Here is a 1,049-nt window from a genome sequence, read left to right as displayed (position 1 = left end):
ATCTAGTACAGTCCCTAAATATAAATAGACTAAAAAACTTCCAGTCATTTTTACTTTACTGGTTATAGCATCGTCTCATTTCATCTATTCACACCTATAATATCTCAACAGCTTTTACAAATACTCCAGCAGATCCACTGCTACCCTACTAAGCCTTTTTGAAACCTTTGTTGTAAAAAACGCTATTTCCATTCTTATCGAATAAAGGCAAATTTATAATTTTAAAGCCTCCCAAAATGATGAGGCCGTCTGAAAATCCTTTTTCAGACGGCCTTTCTTCATTTAAGCCAAGAAGGATTAAACCAAGTTTTCCAGCATCCATTTAACGTAACGGCTGACGCCTTGTTTTACATCCAAGAATTCTTCTTTATACCCGGCTTCGCGCAGCTTGGTGATATCCGCTTGAGTAAAGCTCTGATATTTGCCTTTAAGCGCATCTGGGAATGGGATATAACGAATAAGTTCTTCTTCAACCAACTCTTTCAAACTCATTTCAGGCTTGCCTTCGGCTGCACGGCAGGCGTTGACGGTGGCAGCGGCAAGATCGTTAAACTGTTGGCTACGACCTGTACCGAGATTGAAGATGCCTGAAAGCTCGGGATGATCGAAGAAGTAAAGGTTAACTTTGGCAACGTCTTCTACGCTGACAAAATCGCGTGTTTGCTCGCCATTACCGTAGCCGTCATTAGCGCCAAACAGATTAACATAACCATGCTCGCGGTATTGGTGGAAATGATGGAAGGCAACCGATGCCATACGGCCTTTGTGTTGTTCCTGTTGTCCGTAAACATTGAAGTAGCGGAAGCCGACGACTCGGGCGGTCAAACCTTCTTCCATTCGGCGGCGCAATACTTGGTCAAACAAGAATTTAGAGTAGCCATACACATTGAGCGGTTTTTCCAGTTCGCGCTCTTCGCGGAAGATTTCGCCCTTACCATATACAGCAGCGCTGGAGGCATAAAGGAACGGAATGCGTTCATCCTGACACCAGTCCAAGAGATCGAGCGTGTACTGGTAGTTGTTGTCCATCATGTAAAGACCATCATGAT

Annotated in this window: 1 protein-coding gene; it reads right to left on the bottom strand. The window is 43.9% G+C overall.

Annotated features, from left to right (window positions below; translation table 11 throughout):
* Window positions 1-297 precede the first annotated feature (297 nt).
* The coding region (gene rfaD, locus ACTHUM_RS15095) for an ADP-glyceromanno-heptose 6-epimerase (protein ID WP_440403301.1) at window positions 298-1,049 on the bottom strand (752 nt) is incomplete at its 5' end.

It is taken from the genome of Neisseria sp. P0021.S006 (assembly GCF_051956895.1).
This window is presented reverse-complemented; position numbering and strand designations above follow the sequence as displayed.